The following is a 16,406-nucleotide window of genomic DNA, read 5'->3' on the forward strand; positions in this document are numbered from 1 at the left end:
TGCCCATTCAGGGGCAGCCTCCTTCTCAGTTGTCTTTCTTTCCTCATTCAAAAAGACAACTCTAAGCATCCTATGAGGATGAGCTCGCATACTCTTTCGCATGATAGGGTCCACCTTCCATAAGTACCGTCCATAATGGATCGATATCACAGTCCATGGAGCTCATCATGTTGTCATGCCATTCATTCAACAGATAGACAGCCTTCATACAAATGTCTTTACGCACTTCGGCGAGATTATGTTGTTCGTAAGGATCATGCTTCAAATCAAACAACATTTCTTTCGGAAATCCATGATGTCCGTCATGATAAGTGCGTATATATAACCAATCCTCAAATCGGATGCTGCGTTGACACACATGCGCGCATTGTGAGATTACGAGATACTCACGCCCTCCTGATTGTCCCTCCAGAATGGTATCAGCATAACTTTCACCATCCCAAGAAGGAGCCCCTTTCAAATTCAGAAGGCTTGCTAATGTCGGTCCGAGATCAAGGTGATAATGTAGCCCATCCTCCACTATTCCCTTCTTGCCGCCTGGCCAGCGAATAATCATCGGAATGTGGCAAGTCGCCTCGTCTGCCGTGCCGTGCTCGGAGTAAATCCCTAGCTCGCCCAGGCTCTCTCCGTGATCCGCTGAGATCAAGATAGCCGTATCTTCCATCACGCCAAGTTCTCTGAGCTTAGAAAATACTTTCCCGAGATGCTCGTCCAGATACTTAACTCCAGCATCATAGTTGTCAAAGATAACTCGCAGGTCATCACGATTCTCTATCTCCTGCTGATGCCTAAAATGCTGATGATAATGCGATTTCGCGAGTGCATTCATATCTTCAATACTATGCTGCCCCTTTTTACTCCGGTGAAGCTCAAACACGTCTTCCGTGATCCAATCAGGTAAAGGCTCCTTCTCGAACGGATTACCGTAGCTCTCGGGTGTACGATAAGGCGTATGAGGATCCCAGAAATTCAGGTGCAGAAACCAATTTTCGGACTCCCCATTATCCTCAAGCCATTTAAGTGCCACAGGAAGCACCTGCTCTGCCGTCTCATGCCCCCTTCCACCAACATTAAACACTTCTTGAAAACCGGCATTAAAGGTCCAGGCCGAGTGCCGTTCGGCGAAGGTGCTAATCGACGCGGTTTTCATGGCTGCTTGCCTTAATATAGCGGGAAGACTCTCCATTCCCAGCCGGTCATTAAATTCGCGTTTCGCCCCTTCTCTACGCATATCAGCAGCGGTCCCGCCATGTCCTACAATCCCATTATGAATGCCAAATCGTCCCGACATTAAAGCAGAACGGGACGGTAGACACGGCGCATCTGAACAATAGTAGTTGGTAAAGGTGACACCTTCTTTAGCGATTGAATCGATATTCGGGGAGGTATTCCGATGATAGCCATAACATCCCAGATGGTCCGGGCGAAGCGAATCCAAATCCAAATACAAGATTCTCATGAGTTATACACTGCCTTTCCTTTTAATCGAAATGGTTACGCATCGATTCGGGCAGTTCAGAATGATCTGCTCATGCTTATAGAGTAAATGAATATGGAAAGCTCCGCTATGGAGTAGCGATGTTTGTTTTTGTATATTCGATACTTTTTCGGTACTCTGCCGGACCCCTGCCGTATTCGCCACGAAATACCTTACTGAAATGTGAAGCATCATAATAACCACATCTCTGGGAGATATGCTCGATGGTATAGTCCGTATACTCCAACATTTGTTTAGCTTGCTGCAGCCGTAATTTTCGTAGCATTTGCATAGGTGTCAATTTATATATTTTCTGAAACGCCCGGCTAAAATAAACAGGATTCATATGATAGAGCTTGGAAAGCTCCTCTCTACTAATCTCCTGATCAAGTCTCTCCTCCATATATTGCAACGCCTCGTTAAAGCGTTCCGTGACATAGGGATCTCGTGATGAGCGGCGCCCGCCAAGCTTGGTGCTCTCCATAATTTCATAAAGGAGGAGAAATGCCAATGAACCGACCTGAACATTTCTGAAATCATCCTCCTCCTGCAACCACAGGCTTCGCAGCTCGTCAAACCTTCGCTCATATTCGCTTTGATCCCGAATCCGAATCACCTTGCCTAGCGGGAATAACTTGAAGAAGTCATCTCCGTCTCGCACCTTTGCGTTAATATTAAACAGATAATGTACGCCTTCCATTTTGGAGATCACATTAAAAGGCTCGTTAGGACGGTGGATCATCACGTCTCCGGCAGAAGCAACATATTCTCCCTCGGAGGATGTCGTCAATAACTCACCTTTTTGGATATAAGAGACGGTATAACAAGACTGGACGTAATCGAATAAGACCCGCTTCTGATATTGAATTTTTATAACGTCCAGCACGGTGATATCAAACTGACTATGAATGATAGAGGACAAAGAAGTTCCTCCTTCTAATGTAGTAGTCTTTATGTATTCTCAACCGGTATAATCCGCCGCACATCGAAAGCCAATATTTCCTGCAGAGCTGTCTGGTGTATTTTTGCTCCTGGCCGCCACCCGATAACGGTTACAATAAGATTTATGGCACAAATACGATCCTCCGCGCATCGACCTTGCTACACCACGTACCAGGCCTCTCGGATTCACTGATTCGGAAGTTAAATGATAAGCCTTAGTAAACCAATCCTCGCACCATTCCCACACGTTTCCTGACATATTATAAAGACCATATCCGTTAGGGAGATAGGATTTCACAGGTGCCGTACCTGCATAACCGTCGCTGGCATGATTTTTATCAGGGAACTTTCCTTGCCAAATATTGCAGCGATGCTCACCGCCCGGTTTTAATTCGTCCCCCCAAGGATATCGTTTCTGAACTAGACCCCCTCGTGCGGCATACTCCCACTCTGCTTCCGTAGGCAGACGTTTGCCGGCCCAGCTGCAATATGCATCAGCATCATGCCAAGATATGTGGATCACCGGATGATCAAGGCGTTCGTCAATATGAGAATCCTGACCTTCCGGATGACACCAATTCGCGCCCTCTACTACCCACCACCAGGGAGTTTGAGTAGCTACTTGGATCACCTTTTTCCCTGTCTCCATGGAAACAAAAGAATGAAACACATAAGACCAACCGAAACGCTCCGCATCTGTAACGTAGTTTGTTTCCTTGATAAAAGCAGCAAACTGCTTATTCGTAACTGCCGTTGCATCAATCAAAAAGGGAGATAAGGTAACATTCCTAGCGGGACCTTCTCCGTCTGCGGGGAACCCTTCTTTGTCATCCGTCCCCATAAGAAAAGTGCCTCCAGGAATAAGGATCATGTCCGAGAAATCTTTATCCCCTTCTGGTCTTTGGATAGTTGTGTTCTCCTTACAAACATCGATGGAACCTTGTTTCTCGACTTGATTTCGACTAGCTGAACAGCAAGCCCGTATATTCTCTGACATGTACTTACCTCCAATCTGGGATCGTCCCGGCTCTGTCTAAAAAAAGGCTACACCAAGAATGCCCGAGGCAACGATAATGGTGAGTGGATGCAGCTTATATTTCATTAAACCATAAAGTGCAGCGAATACAATGATCAACGTGCCAATGGTCTGCCAACTAATGAAAGCGTGTTCCATGCTATTTAATCCAAATCGAATCGCAGCATAGGCAATCAAGCCTGTAATCACTGGTCGCAAACCATAAAATAACGTTTTAATCCATTGACTGTCCCTCACCCGATAAAAAAAGATGGAAATAACAATGATGATGATTAATGAAGGCAGAACCATGCCTAATGTGGACACAATCGCTCCTTCTATTCCGGCTACACGATATCCAATCAAGGTTGCACTGTTCGTTGCAACAGGGCCCGGTGACATCCCTGCGATGGAAACTACCTCTTGAAATTCCCTTTCAGATAACCAACCACCAGCCATAGCTTCATGCTGAATCATCGGAATGATGGCGTACCCTCCTCCAAAGGAGAGCAGTCCAATTTTTATAAAGATAAAAAATAAATTCCAAATCACATCGCTTCCCCCTAGATGTAATACTCCGGATAGTTCGATTCTTCATCAGAAGCTTTCAAGGAATCCTTCTCTGTCCGAACTTGGAGCCCTAAGAGCTGTTTGATTGGCATATATACAAAACCGATAATCAATCCAACTGCGATCACGTAAATGGGATTGATTCCGGAAACTAATAAAACAATCGGTATAAGCAACGCCGTAACAGCCGTAGTCTTGTCAAATATAGCGTTCTTGGCCATTCGATATGCTGCTACTAGGATCAAGGCAATAACAGCACCATGAATCCCCTTCATGGCGGCAATAACTTTTGCTTGGTCGGCCAGTTGTGAGTAAACGGCGCTAAGCAAACAAACAATGATAAAGGTTGGAATCGTAATCCCAGCGATTGCAGCAATCGCACCCTTCACTCCAGCAAGACGATAACCAATAAATGCCGCCGCATTTACACCTACCCCACCTGGTGCTGCGCCAGCTAAAGATAGAATTTCATCCATCTCCTCTTCAGCTAGCCATTTCCGTTTAGTGGAAATTTCCCGTTCGATCATAGGGATCATCGCATAACCTCCCCCGAAAGTTACGGGACCGATTCGAACAAATACCCAAAACAACTGGAACAATAGACTTATCCTTAGGTCTGTATTCGTCGTCGCATTTGTTTTCATAGTTGTTCTCATGGATTCCACCCTTATATTTTCTGTCGTAATTTCATTATATCACTTTTTCCCAAAATGGAATTAAGTTTTTTGAACGGTAAAATACAATCTATGGTTTATGCGTTATACTATATTAATGTTAATAAATACAAACTTTATAAAAAACGATCTTACTAGTTCATCCTATATATAGCTTGGAGGTTTATCGTGGAAAAGCGCTCGACACACATTCCATCCCCAAAGAAACTCCTATACGACCGAATCGCCGAACAAGGCACAGTTTCCAAGTTAGATCTTCTACAAACATTTTCACTTACCAAAAGCACAATGACCCGAATATTAGATGAAATGACGGAAGAAGGCTTGCTGATAGAATGCGGATTCGGGGAATCTAGCGGAGGCAGAAGACCTATTTTATACCAGATCAATCCTTCCTATGGCTACATCATCGGTTTAGAGATTTCCAGGCTGTATTCTTCCCTTGGTTTATTTGATATGCAAATGAACCCAAAATCAATTGTTCACTGGCGAATGGATCAGGCATTCACACCTGAAAGATTTATGGATCACATAAGTAATCAAATACGCGCTTTCCTTAGAGACCATCAGCTGAAGGACAGTCAAATTATCGGGATAGGAATAGGAGCCGTGGGACCGCTTGACCGGGAAAATGGTTTAATCTTAAAACCGCTACACTTCCCTTCTTCTGGCTGGAACAATCTCCCTATTTGCAAACTGGTGGAGGAACGAACGGGCTTCAAAGCTTTACTCGACAACGGTGCCAATTCCGCACTCCTTGGAGAACGCTGGTCCATCCGTCACGCTAACATTCAACATATGCTCTATGTTCATGCTGGAGCAGGACTCCGCTATGCGATGATGTCGCATGGTAGTATTGTTCATGGCACGATGGATATGGAAGATGCCATTGGTCAAATGATTATCCAGACAGATGGACCCCGATTAAATAATGAAGGGAACTACGGAGCTCTGGAAGCATTCGTATCTGTGCAGGCGCTAGAACAAAGTGCGCGCTCAGAGGCGAAAATAGACAACGATCTGATCTTCCAAAGATATAAAGTGGCGCCTGAGAAACTAACTTATGATGTATTGGTACAAGCCTTTAGAGACGGTAATCCACATGCGCGTGAATTATTTACTCAAGCCGCCATTCACTTCGGTATTGGCCTCGCCAACGTTATCAACCTGTTTCATCCTGGGACCATCATTCTAGGTGGTGCGCTCATCCACTCTCACGAGTTGTTTTTCCAAACGGCGGTTGAAGTGGCACAGCGAAACACTTACCGTTATCCTGAATACCAACCTCACTTCTCCCTAGGTACATTAAAAGAAGAAGCTGTGGTGACTGGTGCGGCTATTATGGTGAGAAATCAAATGGTTCTTTAACATAATAAAAAGGTTGTCCCACAACCATTTGCATGATTGTTGGGACAGCCTTTTTTTAATTTGAGCTATAGTGGTTGACAGCAACTCTTAAATTTTTTCCCGCTTCCGCAGAGACATGGATCATTTCTACCTGGAAGTGGTTTGGCACTTTTCCTGAACTCCAGCATCTGCTCCGATTTAAGTCGGTTTGCTAGCAGTATCATCCGTTCATAGGCATATGAGTAGAACATTTTATAACTACGGCAGAAATAATCAACCTCAGTACGATCATGAACATCAAGCCAATTCCGGTTGCGCGGACATCCCCCATTGCAAAAGCTAAGGTACTCACACTTATAGCATGATTCATTCATATTGGGCTTCATTAACAAAAAATCATCATATACTGGGCTGGTTAGCAGTGTTTCCAGGTCAGTTTGGCCGATATTTCCTAGCCTATGCTCTTCATCAATAAAGAAATCGCAAGGGTAGGCATCCCCGTTCGTTTCAAGCACCATCATCTTCGGGCAGCATGAGTTGTGAACGCATAACTCTGCCTCACGATGCATGAATACAAGAAGCATATTCTCAAAAATTCGAATGGGAAGCTCTGGATACCCACCGTTGTACCAAAGGTCAAATGTACGGCATAAAAAGACTCCGTATTGTTCAGGTGTAATTCGGAAACGTCCCGCTACATCGCTTTTCTGAGAAACAAAATCCATGCAGGGGATAAACTGAATATTCGGAAAGGTATGTTCTAGATAAAATGCCATCAACTCATCTGGTTTCGTCACGTTATCTTCATGAATCACCGACAGAATACTATAGTCCACACCCTCGTTCTGTAGATGGCGAATCCCACGCATAACGAGATCGTAACTACCTTTCCCTGAACCCGTTATACGATGTGCATCATGAATGGGCTCAGGACCGTCCACACTAATCCCAACCAAAAAGTTGTACCGTTTAAAAAATTTCGCCCATTTCTCATGAATTAGCGTTCCGTTGGTCTGCAGCGCATTACTGATCATCGTATGAGGCGGAGCGTACTTAGCTTGGAATGAAATCACTTGTTCAAAATACGAAAGTCCGGCCAATAATGGCTCCCCACCCTGCCAAGAGAAAGTCGCTATACCAGATGATCTTTTCATGTACTGAGCGATAAACCGCTCCAGAAGAACCGTATCCATCACTCGGATCGGATGATGAGGATGTCCCCCGGCAGTACTGTAATAGCAATAATCACAGGCTAGATTACAATCCTCTGAGACGGTTTTCCACATGACATGAAGAGTCTCAGGCCTCGAGGTCTGTATGCAAGTTGTCATACGATTCTGCCCCTCCTATATAAATACAACCTTTATGAAACCTATTTCCTATTTCTTCAATTAAATCATAGGTATGTGCATCAACGATGAGTAAAACATCATAGTTAATCGAATTTCTGGAGATAAAAAAATACACTCCCCATTGTCTGTTAAAACAATGGGGAGTGTATTTTCTTTGAAGATAAATAGAGCATTACCAGACACTTTTTTTTAATTACGGACGTATTCCTTATTCGCTGTTTCCAACATTGATTTCCAATCCGCAAATTTAGTCTCTCTAACTACATGACGATCAAAAAGTTCATCAGGTATGTCAGCAACATCTTCTTCTGTCTTTACTTGAAAGTTTCCTTTGGTTACAAACTCATCGAAACTTTTGTAATTGGAATACTTACTCATAAACGCTTCATTAAACAATTTCTCGAAAGAGATGTGATTGGGATCTTCTTGATACGTTTTCTGTCCTTGTAACTCATTCATCAATTCTTCCATGGTCATTGGTTTTTGTCTTCTCAAATTACCACTCCTAATTTTCTGTTATAGTTGTAGAATATCATGTTAATCCATAAATCACACGAATCCTAAGCTTACCATAATTTTCGCTATTTCACCTTTCAAATTTCACTTAATATGCAAATGATCCGCCTCTATACTTAAAATACAACAAAAAACCTCCCTTATTCATAAGGAAGGCTCTTATTTTTAGGACAATTTCACCAAGCTGTAGTTTTTCTTACCCTTACGGATAATGATAAACCGGCCGCCGATAGCTTCGCTAGCTGTAACTTCCAGTGCTACGTCGCTAACTTTCTCACCATTCATGGAGATTGCTCCTTTGGTGATATCCTCACGTGCTTGACGCTTAGACGGCTCGATACCGAGATCAACCAACCACTCTACGATATTTTTAGATTCCAGTGTAGTTTCGTAGGTCGGCATTTCCTTGAAGCCTTGCTCGATCTCATCAGCAGTTAGGGATTTGATATCTCCACTGAACAGAGCAGCAGTAATACGTTTAGCCTGCTCCAGCAATTCTTCACCATGCACGAATCTGGTCATTTCTTCAGCAAGTGTTTTTTGTGCTTCGCGTTTATGCGGTTCAGTCTGTACTTTTTCCGCAAGTGCATCAATTTGCTCTTTAGATAGGAATGTAAAGTACTTCAAGTATTTCACAACATCACGGTCATCGGTGTTTGCCCAGAACTGGTAGAACTCAAACGCAGTCGTTTTGTTCGGATCCAGCCAAATTGCTCCTCCAGCTGATTTACCGAATTTCGTACCATCGGCTTTCAGCATAAGCGGGATCGTAAGTCCGAATGCCTTTGCTTCAGGACCTTCTTTTCTACGGATCAGATCCAGACCGCTTGTAATGTTGCCCCATTGATCGGAGCCACCAATTTGAAGCTGCACATCTTCATGCTGGTACAGATGCAGGTAATCTAGGGATTGCAGGATTTGGTAGGAGAATTCTGTAAAGGAAATTCCGCTGTCCAATCTGCTCGCTACAACATCTTTGGCAAGCATCGAATTGATGCTGAAGTTCTTACCATAGTCACGCAAAAATTCGATCACATTGATTTTATGCGTCCAATCGTAGTTATTCACCATACGAATTTGATTGTCGCCATCAGTAACGAACAGTTTTTTCATTTGTGCGGTAAGGGCATCTACGTTAGCTTGGATTTGCTCCAGCGTCTGCAATGAACGCTCGGATTGACGTCCACTTGGATCACCGATCGTACCCGTAGCACCGCCAATTAGCATAACCGGACGATGTCCTGCAAGCTGGAATCTTTTGAGTACCATGAACGGAATCAAGTGACCAATATGCATACTGTCACCCGTCGGGTCTACACCGCAGTACACCGAAACGGATTTCTGGTTGGTCAATTCTCTAAGCCCTTCGGCATCGGTTTGTTGATTGATGGCATCGCGCCATTCTAGTTCATCGATAATATTCATTGCCTAACACCCCTTAAATTAGTAGATATCCTATAACGAATCATCAGTCCGCCAAGCGAATATAAGGATAGTTGATGAAGAGAAACTTATAAATCCTTATATTTAAAAACAAAAAAATCGTCCCCTTGTCTATTGTAGACATAGGGACGATTGAATAACCGTGTTACCACCCAGATTGCACCAATGAAACGCTAATGCTAAAACACAGCATTGATGCCACTCGTGACGAGATATCGTTCGCCATTCCGCTCGGTGTTAGCCGAGATACTCCAAAGTGTAATTCGTACTCTTAGTGTGTACCGGGTTTCATCAACCCCCGGCTTTCTGAAACAGGGACTAAGCTACTACTGGGCTTCTTCAACGTATATCGTATATAAGATTACAGCCAGTATAGTGAAATAATTCTTCAATGTCAACATCTTAAGCTGAGAATGCCGAGACACACTCCTGCTGTGACGCACTACTAGGCATTGCCTATTTTTTTCTGTTACAATTACAAAAAAAGAGGTGAACGACTCCGTATGCTTGATCCAATCGATAATCATATTTTAGAACGCCTAACTCAAAACAGCAGAATTTCCTACACCGATCTAGCTAAAGAAGTTAATTTATCAAGTGTCGCGGTTAAAGATCGTATTGATCGGCTCGTCAATCAAGGAATTATTGAACAATTCTCAATCGTCATCAACGCAGAAAAATTAGGAAAGAAAATTTCGGCGTATCTAGAGCTTGAAGTGGAGCCTGCCCATTTAAATCATATTGTTAGAGTCCTAAAAGAAAATGAATGCGTAGCCGTACTTTATGAAATGACAGGGCCGTGCATTCTTCACATTCACATTCTAGTTGAGAACCTTGAAGAGATGGAACGGTTTATGCATGAATCCATCTACTGTCTGGATGGTCTAGTCCGTGTAGAAAACCAAATCTTATTAAAACGCCACAAAAATCAGGATGGTCTAAATATATAAAAAAAAGAACCGACTTTAAGACGGTTCTTCGCTGGTTTGGATCTTATTATGTTTATGAAATGATTGCTAATTCGACCTACTCTGTTTTAGATAACTTAGCTTTATAAAATTTCGCGAAATATTCGCTGACCTGAACCTTCTCTTTTACAACTTCTATTGGAGCAACGAGCTTAACGATCTCTCCATTGTACATTCCTCTCGTCGCCCCGACTTTCATCTCTAGAACATTATTATTGTAGCTTATAGTTACTGTCTGAGTAGTCGGCTTCCAGCTCACCTTCGCACCAAAGCTTTCAAAGCTGCTACGTAATCCCACTGCCTTGCGCTCCGAATCACCGAATTGGCCTTTATCGATCAAAGCATGCACACCCCAGTTTCCATCCACCACCTGTGTAATTCCAAAATCCGCGGACACAGACATCAGTGAGTACGCTTCATCCTCGCTCAATTCCATTCCAGCCATTAAAAAATCTTTTGTTTTATGAGCGGCATCCTTCATTGCTTTGTCGATGGACGAGTTTTTGAAAATATCCGTCTGAGCACTAGCCCCCAGCTCCTCCAAATAATTGGCGTAGCTGAAGCCATGCACAACCCATTCGTATTCATTTTCAAGTAATGGGAAACTTAACCCACTCAGTTTTTGGTTAAGCGTTCCTTTTTTATGAAGAATGACTTGTATATCACCAGTAACTGATGTCTCGATCGCAGTTCCGTTAATCTCGGAATCCCCTTGGCCGGCATGCGGGTCACCAATTGACAGTAGTGCACCCGGTACGGATACAGGATAATACATCGTTGCACCTTCAGTAATCCGCCAATCATCAACGTTGCCACCATTGTATGAAGGAGGTACTGAATCTACAATATCCGCTTCTTTAGGCGCCACACCCATCGTGCCGAAGTGGAGACGTACTGGAATCTTTATACCTTTCAATACATCAAAGTTCTTATCAATCGTATTATGGTCTACAATTACACCTGGGTAGTCGATTGTCGGGTGCACTTGACCATCCGGATCGGTTTGCACTGTCCATTTGTAGTTATAAACAGCTGTTGCATAATCCGTCCCACCTTCAGTATCCATCTCATAGATGGTGACCACTTCACGTTTTTTCGGCTCCTCCACCATATCTCCGTATAGATAACCCCAGTTCGCCGCGGCATTCACGCCATAGGTTTTGCCTGCATATTTGTCATTTCCATTAGGTCTCAGCTTCATGTCCAGAATCTTCACTTCCAGAACATCCCCTGGCTCAGCGCCTTCTACTACGATAGGTCCCGTCAAAATATGTACGCCTGGTCCACGAAGCGCTTCGTTCTTCTCCCCTTCTATCCAGTGAAAAATATCTTCAACACCCGCATCCCCTTTAATCATCCGATCGTAATCATCACCGGAATGATGCGTAATGGCCTCGACCGTCACAATATCTCCCGATTGTACTGTTAAAGCTGGATCACCTTTACCAATATTCCCCCAGCGAACGGTCTCCGAATTCGCTTTTAGAACATGCGTTTTCGGTTTATACGCGCTTTCCATCGTGTCAGCAAAAATAACATCTGTTGACGATCCTGCTAGCAAAACCGCTGATAAAATGACACCAACCTTCAGAAACGTTTGTCTTTTCATAGTCAAATCCTCCTCAACTCAATTCAATGTTAGATTTTATAACATTTTGTGTTTTTGAGTATAACAGATGGATTCCAGATTAACAATATAAATATTTATACGCTTCTAGGTTTAAATAATAAATCAGAACTATTAGTTATCTTTAATTATCCAAGCCTCCTTCTTCGGTACAATAAAAAAACGCCAACACTTATTAGCTAATTAGCCATAGTGTTTGACGTTTATCATCCATTCTAAAACGATACTTCATTTTCAACGTAGTTCAGTAATACTCCTTGTTGCCCGTTTTACAATCCGTTTCGTTTCCTTGGAATCCGAAGAAATTAACCACTTCTCACTAAGCTGTTGCACCCAGTCTGGATTGCTTTTACTCGCATCGTTCAACCAATTACTTACAGAATCCTGAACGTATTTTGCCGGATCTGACTTAAGTGGTTCTAATAATGGAAGTGCTATTGCTGGGTTTTCTTTTAGCGCAGTAATATGCTTCGCCCATACCCCATGTGGCCGCGTCAATTCAATTGCATATCTCCTTATGTTCGTATCTTGATCATGAACCCAGCTCTCTAAGAACTTAATGGATTCATCCAATTCTGCAATGACCGATTCCCTTAAAGCCATCCATGAAATCTCACGTACCCCAAAATGATCATCCGCTGCAAAGGGACGGATATCCATTAGCTTTTGCGATAGACTTAAAGATTGATTTAGACCGATCATATAGGCAGCCCAACAGCGGACACTATCGGAACGATGCTGTGCTAATGCTGAGAATACTCGGACTTGTTCCACCTCTGATTTGCACTCCAATACCTGTTGCCACTCCCGCGCGATAGCCGGTATGAGCTTCATGATTTTCTTTTCCGATGAATCGCGAAGCCTTTGTAAAATTGGTTCGGATTCCTGTCCAAAACCTAGCTCGTCCAGTACATTTTCTATCAAGACCATATGGTCCACAGCAAGCCATTCCGTTAGATTTACAGTCTGTAATTGTCCTTTATGCAATAGTCCAACAACATCAGCAGGAATATCGCTAACTTTTCGAGCTCCCTTCCTATGCTCCATATAAATCTTCCCTTCACCTATGATTTTAAAGGCTTGGATAACCTTCTTCATATATCTAGGATACGGGTATTTCTAACCATAAAGATGTAATCTCATTTACAGCTCATAATCTTTATAAATTTCTTTCCAAAATCTTATCATGATGGATACGTATAGTTTTGAACCCAGTCTGAAGCACCTCAGCTTTTACCAATTCTTGCAATGCCACAGTAACCGCTTCTCTGCTCGCACCAATCAAATTGGCGATTTCTTGATGTGATAGTGGAACATTGATTTTATAATAATTATCCTCACTTTTAACGCCTAGTTGATCCGATAGCTTTAAAAGAACACACAATATTTTATCATGCAGATTTCCGATGGCTAGGTTTTGAGTTAACTGACTCATACTTTTTATACGATCGCTCAATACTTGCATTAACGACATCAAAAATCTAGGTCGAGTAGCTACGAAATCTTCAAATCTTACAGGATCAATTGTACAGATATGACACTCTTCCATGGCTTCAATGTAATGATCTTTGGTTCCAAACGAAATCACGTTCATTTCACCAAAAACATTACCCTCACTCAGAATATCCGAAGTAAACTGCTTCCCATCCGCATTCAATCGGTATAAACGCACCTTTCCTTTTTTCACAAAAAATAATCCTTCAGAGAAGGTTGTCGGTGTCTGGATATATGTATTTTTCGGAACTACTGTTATTCGAGTTAACTCTTCCATTTCCATTAGATCTTCCAGCGCTAACGATTGAAGCAAATTGAATTGAGATAAATAATGAATAGTCTCCATTGCCCCTCCCTTATATAACGTTATTCGTTATTTTAGTATACCGCACAAAAAAAGCCACGTCCTAAGGACGCAGCTTATTCGTTAACGATTACTTGCTTCCCAGCGCGCTACTTCTTCACGAACACGAGGAGCTACTTCCGTTCCCAGCAGTCTAATCGCCTGCATAACATCCTCATGAGGCATTGTACCGTGGGGCATATGTAAAAAGAATCGCGTAATTCCCACATGCTTGCGAAGATGAATGATTTTGTTCGCAACGGTTTCTGGATCACCTACATACAGAGCGCCATCAAAGCTGCATGCCGCATCATAATCGGAACGATGGTATGGCGGTGTCCCTTTTTCCTTCGCCCGCACATTGGTCCGAGCATGCGTTGAAGGGAAAAATTTCTCCAGTGCTAACTCATTAGTCTCAGCAATAAACCCGTGTGAGTGTGAGGCAATAGGCAGGCTTGAAAGATCATATCCGGCTTCAGCCGCTGCTTTTTTGTAGAGCTGTACATGCTTCGCATAATCAAGTGGCTGAACATTTCCAATAATAGCTAATACAAAAGGTAAACCTAATGCTCCAGTGCGGATCGCAGACTCTGGACTACCTGCACTCCCAATCCAAATCGGTAACGGATCTTGAACCGGACGCGGGTAAATCCCCAAATTGTTTATGGCCGCTCGATGTTTACCACTCCAGGTTACTTTTTCTGACTTTTGGATGGCTAATAACAATTCCAGTTTCTCATTAAAGAGTTCTTCATAATCTTTCAGATCATAGCCGAATAAAGGAAAAGACTCTGTAAACGAACCGCGGCCGATCATAATCTCTGCACGTCCATTCGAAATGCCATCTAGCGTTGCAAAATCTTGAAATACACGTACGGGATCTGCTGAAGACAGGATCATCACGGCACTGGTCAACCGAATCTTCGAAGTCAACGATGCAGCTGCCGCTAACACAACCGCAGGTGATGAAGCCGCATAATCATTACGATGATGCTCGCCCACTCCGTATACATCTAGTCCCACCTCTTCAGCAAGTACAATTTCCTCCACTACTTCACGTAGTCGTTCTGCATGACTTATTGTCTCACCCGTTTGGACATCGGGCGTTGTCTCGACAAAGGTACTTATTCCAAGTTCCACTCTCGTTTCCTCCTAAAGTTCTGCACGATGCATTATTCTCTGGATGTAAATGTTTGAATATTCATAATTACATTTAATCAAGAAACCCATTATAATAGGATTCACCGATAATTCCAACTATTTCAGATCCCCTCGATTATTGATCGGTCTGAGGAGCCCTTATTTTAATGGTTTTGGCCATTTTGTGAGATTATCGGACTCAGATGCTGCTTTTTGCCCAAACCCACTACCAAAATGTGTGTTTTTATGGAAATAAGAACTATACGGTCCGAAACTAGTGCGATGTAAGAGCCAAGACAATATTAAAAGACCACTAATCACCTGAAAAACGGAAGTTTAGTGGTCTATTTTTAGCTAGTTCATGTTCCCTATACTCGTGCTTATGGGCTTATCCAGCGGTTTCGGGGGTTTTCTCTGATTGATTCCAATCCCGACTCGACCGAACACAAAGGCTCCGCCAGGAATACGATTCGCTATGTTCATGATGATCGCCGATCCTACCACACATCCGACAAATTGGAGAAGCACACTGAATAGTCCAAGGTTTTGCAACCCGAACGAAGAAGGAAGTTTGACGAATAAAGCCAACAACAACGGGTGAAGCAAATATATGCCGAAGGAGTATCTACTGCTCCACTCCAGCACACGCGGCACTTTTTTCAATGCAGAAGCCACTGTGAAGAGTAGTAGAATCATGCTCATGGCGAAAAGTAACATATCAATTCTCTTGGAACTATGTGCCGTAATCCAGCCTTGCCCATTCACGAATAGCACAAACGCGCCTGTTACAACTGGAAGCACGCAGACAGCTAAACGGAACTGTTTTAATTTTTCCCGGAACCAAGCCTCATTTCGCCCCAAGTAATAAGCCACAGTAAAGTAGAAAATCCACCCCGGAGAGAAAACCCAATACAATTTATCCCAAATATATTGAGCAGCTACCGTATCTACGGGTTTGGTGAAATTGAAAAAACCTAAGTAAGCCACATTAATAACGAATGACGCAATCAGTATAGAGCGTGGAGTGAATTTTTTGGCATGCTTTTGAAATAAGAGGAACAAGGCATAAAACTGAAAGATAATTAGGATAAAGTAGCCATGAAAATCGCCAAGTAACCAATGACGCCAGAGAAAGTACCAAAAAGCCTGAAGAAGCGGAATCCCCTCACTGCCCGCCATATCCAATCCTTTTAACCCTGCGTACAAAGCTCCGAAAAAAAAGTAAGGAAGCAAAATATACTTGATCCGTTTCTCCCAAAATTTCGCGGGAATTCCGTCCGGGTATGCAAAAGACAATACGAATTGCGAGATAAATACGAATACCGGTGTGCCAAATGTAAGCAGTAGACCCACTGACTCTACCCAAGGCGTGTTCCCATCGTCATAGACTCGATATAAAGCATGTAACAGCGCTATACTTAAGCAGGCTATACTACGTAGAACAAACATTTCCGAATTTAATTTTCGTTCCATGGGGATGACCCCTTTCGATATTTGC

The 16,406-nt window shown here is 43.0% G+C and carries 15 protein-coding genes and 1 other annotated feature; of the genes, 2 read left to right on the forward strand and 13 right to left on the reverse strand.

The genetic code is table 11. The annotated features are described in order from the left end of the window. Positions 1–70 precede the first annotated feature (70 nt). The 5 genes from MKY19_RS17305 to MKY19_RS17325 all read right to left on the reverse strand — a co-directional run bounded on the left by MKY19_RS17305 (position 71) and on the right by MKY19_RS17325 (position 4,660). On the reverse strand, positions 71–1,459 hold the full coding sequence (locus MKY19_RS17305; RefSeq protein ID WP_339796349.1) for a sulfatase: 1,389 nt from the start codon (positions 1,457–1,459) through the stop codon (positions 71–73). Positions 1,460–1,565: 106 nt separating this feature from the next. Continuing rightward, entirely contained in the window at positions 1,566–2,399 is an 834-nt protein-coding gene (locus MKY19_RS17310) for an AraC family transcriptional regulator (RefSeq protein WP_339796354.1), read from the reverse strand. Between the two features lie 39 nt (positions 2,400–2,438). Continuing rightward, positions 2,439–3,416 carry a formylglycine-generating enzyme family protein gene (locus MKY19_RS17315; protein WP_339796357.1) on the reverse strand — a complete coding sequence of 326 codons (978 nt, stop codon included), beginning with the start codon at positions 3,414–3,416 and terminating at the stop codon, positions 2,439–2,441. Positions 3,417–3,452: 36 nt separating this feature from the next. Then, positions 3,453–3,986 (reverse strand): chromate transporter, encoded by a 534-nt coding sequence (locus tag MKY19_RS17320; protein ID WP_076283424.1) that lies wholly within the window; start codon positions 3,984–3,986, stop codon positions 3,453–3,455. Positions 3,987–3,997: 11 nt separating this feature from the next. Continuing rightward, positions 3,998–4,660 (reverse strand): chromate transporter, encoded by a 663-nt coding sequence (locus MKY19_RS17325; protein ID WP_339265265.1) that lies wholly within the window; start codon positions 4,658–4,660, stop codon positions 3,998–4,000. A 186-nt stretch (positions 4,661–4,846) separates the two neighbouring features. On the opposite strand from MKY19_RS17325, the gene MKY19_RS17330 reads away from it, so the two are divergent. Then, a complete protein-coding gene (locus MKY19_RS17330; RefSeq protein WP_339796363.1) occupies positions 4,847–6,046 on the forward strand; it encodes an ROK family protein in 1,200 nt (399 codons plus the stop codon). 65 nt (positions 6,047–6,111) lie between these two features. Here the strand turns inward: MKY19_RS17330 and MKY19_RS17335 are convergent, their stop codons facing one another. The 3 genes from MKY19_RS17335 to tyrS form a co-directional block, all read right to left on the reverse strand. Beyond that, positions 6,112–7,356 (reverse strand): anaerobic sulfatase maturase, encoded by a 1,245-nt coding sequence (locus MKY19_RS17335; protein WP_339796366.1) that lies wholly within the window; start codon positions 7,354–7,356, stop codon positions 6,112–6,114. A gap of 210 nt (positions 7,357–7,566) precedes the next feature. Beyond that, positions 7,567–7,854 (reverse strand): hypothetical protein, encoded by a 288-nt coding sequence (locus MKY19_RS17340; RefSeq protein WP_042189061.1) that lies wholly within the window; start codon positions 7,852–7,854, stop codon positions 7,567–7,569. A gap of 204 nt (positions 7,855–8,058) precedes the next feature. After that, positions 8,059–9,318 carry a tyrosine--tRNA ligase gene (gene tyrS / locus MKY19_RS17345; RefSeq protein ID WP_060624193.1) on the reverse strand — a complete coding sequence of 420 codons (1,260 nt, stop codon included), beginning with the start codon at positions 9,316–9,318 and terminating at the stop codon, positions 8,059–8,061. A 139-nt stretch (positions 9,319–9,457) separates the two neighbouring features. Beyond that, positions 9,458–9,688: a binding site (T-box leader), on the reverse strand. A 151-nt stretch (positions 9,689–9,839) separates the two neighbouring features. Between tyrS and MKY19_RS17350 the strand changes: the two genes are divergently transcribed. After that, on the forward strand, positions 9,840–10,286 hold the full coding sequence (locus MKY19_RS17350; protein ID WP_339265270.1) for an Lrp/AsnC family transcriptional regulator: 447 nt from the start codon (positions 9,840–9,842) through the stop codon (positions 10,284–10,286). Positions 10,287–10,362: 76 nt separating this feature from the next. Here the strand turns inward: MKY19_RS17350 and MKY19_RS17355 are convergent, their stop codons facing one another. The 5 genes from MKY19_RS17355 to MKY19_RS17375 all read right to left on the reverse strand — a co-directional run bounded on the left by MKY19_RS17355 (position 10,363) and on the right by MKY19_RS17375 (position 16,381). Beyond that, the gene (locus MKY19_RS17355) at positions 10,363–11,913 is read right to left on the reverse strand and encodes an acetamidase/formamidase family protein (protein WP_339796370.1); all 1,551 of its coding nucleotides are present in this window, start codon (positions 11,911–11,913) and stop codon (positions 10,363–10,365) included. A 252-nt stretch (positions 11,914–12,165) separates the two neighbouring features. After that, a complete protein-coding gene (locus tag MKY19_RS17360; RefSeq protein ID WP_339796373.1) occupies positions 12,166–12,978 on the reverse strand; it encodes a DNA alkylation repair protein in 813 nt (270 codons plus the stop codon). A gap of 112 nt (positions 12,979–13,090) precedes the next feature. After that, positions 13,091–13,771 (reverse strand): Crp/Fnr family transcriptional regulator, encoded by a 681-nt coding sequence (locus tag MKY19_RS17365; RefSeq protein ID WP_339241818.1) that lies wholly within the window; start codon positions 13,769–13,771, stop codon positions 13,091–13,093. 81 nt (positions 13,772–13,852) lie between these two features. Then, complete coding sequence (locus MKY19_RS17370) at positions 13,853–14,908, reverse strand: LLM class flavin-dependent oxidoreductase (RefSeq protein WP_339796376.1); 1,056 nt, start codon at positions 14,906–14,908, stop codon at positions 13,853–13,855. A gap of 354 nt (positions 14,909–15,262) precedes the next feature. Further along, complete coding sequence (locus MKY19_RS17375; RefSeq protein ID WP_339796380.1) at positions 15,263–16,381, reverse strand: acyltransferase family protein; 1,119 nt, start codon at positions 16,379–16,381, stop codon at positions 15,263–15,265. Positions 16,382–16,406 lie beyond the last annotated feature (25 nt).

Origin of the sequence: Paenibacillus sp. FSL R5-0744 (assembly GCF_037972555.1) — a bacterium.
Lineage (GTDB): Bacteria > Bacillota > Bacilli > Paenibacillales > Paenibacillaceae > Paenibacillus_AQ.

What these genes read in the sequence shown, in the direction of transcription:
- MKY19_RS17305 (WP_339796349.1), bottom strand. Translation starts at nt 1,459, where the DNA reads ATGAGAATCTTGTATTTGGATTTGGATTCGCTTCGCCCGGACCATCTG.
- MKY19_RS17315 (WP_339796357.1), bottom strand. Translation starts at nt 3,416, where the DNA reads ATGTCAGAGAATATACGGGCTTGCTGTTCAGCTAGTCGAAATCAAGTC.
- MKY19_RS17325 (WP_339265265.1), bottom strand. Translation starts at nt 4,660, where the DNA reads ATGAGAACAACTATGAAAACAAATGCGACGACGAATACAGACCTAAGG.
- MKY19_RS17335 (WP_339796366.1), bottom strand. Translation starts at nt 7,356, where the DNA reads ATGACAACTTGCATACAGACCTCGAGGCCTGAGACTCTTCATGTCATG.
- MKY19_RS17340 (WP_042189061.1), bottom strand. Translation starts at nt 7,854, where the DNA reads ATGACCATGGAAGAATTGATGAATGAGTTACAAGGACAGAAAACGTAT.
- tyrS (WP_060624193.1), bottom strand. Translation starts at nt 9,318, where the DNA reads ATGAATATTATCGATGAACTAGAATGGCGCGATGCCATCAATCAACAA.
- MKY19_RS17350 (WP_339265270.1), top strand. Translation starts at nt 9,840, where the DNA reads ATGCTTGATCCAATCGATAATCATATTTTAGAACGCCTAACTCAAAAC.
- MKY19_RS17355 (WP_339796370.1), bottom strand. Translation starts at nt 11,913, where the DNA reads ATGAAAAGACAAACGTTTCTGAAGGTTGGTGTCATTTTATCAGCGGTT.
- MKY19_RS17360 (WP_339796373.1), bottom strand. Translation starts at nt 12,978, where the DNA reads ATGGAGCATAGGAAGGGAGCTCGAAAAGTTAGCGATATTCCTGCTGAT.
- MKY19_RS17365 (WP_339241818.1), bottom strand. Translation starts at nt 13,771, where the DNA reads ATGGAGACTATTCATTATTTATCTCAATTCAATTTGCTTCAATCGTTA.
- MKY19_RS17375 (WP_339796380.1), bottom strand. Translation starts at nt 16,381, where the DNA reads ATGGAACGAAAATTAAATTCGGAAATGTTTGTTCTACGTAGTATAGCC.